This window comes from Deinococcus betulae (assembly GCF_020166395.1).
Lineage (GTDB): Bacteria > Deinococcota > Deinococci > Deinococcales > Deinococcaceae > Deinococcus > Deinococcus betulae.
On record NZ_JAIQXU010000092.1, the window covers coordinates 1 to 809 of the forward strand.

At 60.1% G+C, this 809-nt stretch carries 1 protein-coding gene; it reads left to right on the forward strand.

What is annotated here, in order from left to right; translation table 11 throughout:
• Positions 1-34 precede the first annotated feature (34 nt).
• The gene (locus tag K7W42_RS22760; protein WP_224577694.1) at positions 35-745 is read left to right on the forward strand and encodes an IS6 family transposase; all 711 of its coding nucleotides are present in this window, start codon (positions 35-37) and stop codon (positions 743-745) included.
• Positions 746-809 lie beyond the last annotated feature (64 nt).

Consider the following 809-nt stretch of genomic DNA (forward strand, 5'->3'; position numbering starts at 1 on the left):
TTGTGGCAAGTTGTTGGGGTAGGGTGACGCGGTGTTGAGCGGTCAGAAGCTTCCCGGCTACCGGTTCCCCCTCGCGGTCATTGGGTACGCTGTGTGGCTCTACCACCGATTTACTCTGAGCTATCGCGATGTCGAAGAACTTCTGCTAGAGCGGGGCATCTGCGTGACTCGTGAATCCATCCGCACGTGGTGCATCCACTTCAGCGATCTCTTCGCCCAGGGCCTCCGCCACCGGGAACCACGACGTGGTTCTCGGTGGCACCTTGATGAAATGTGCGTAGACGTCGGCGGCGTCAAACACTGGCTATGGCGGGCGGTCGACGAACACGGCTCCGTGTTGGACGTCTTGTTGCAGCAACACCGAGACACGAAGGCCGCCAAATCGTTCTTCTGCCGGCTGTTGGGGGAGTACGACGTGCCGGAGATCATCCACACCGACAAACTCTGGAGCTATGGTGCTGCCCTGCGGGAGCTCCCCGTGCTCCACGCTGTGGAGCACGTCCATGTGATCTCCGCCGCCCGTTGCAACAATCTGATTGAGCAATCCCACCGCCCCACACGACGACAGGAACGTCAGCAGCAAAGGTTCAGGTCACGACAACGAGTACAAGGCTTCCTCAACCTGCACGCCCGAGTCTCGAATCTTCACCATTGCGCTCGCGCCAACATCCCTGCTTCCCAGCGCCGTTCTCACCAAGAAGAGGCCTTCAAGACGTGGCGACAGGTCGTGCAACAGGCGACCTGAACTTCAAGCCGCCTGCGTGCTCGGGTCCCCGCTGCGTTCTTGAGGTCAACAACTTGCCACAACC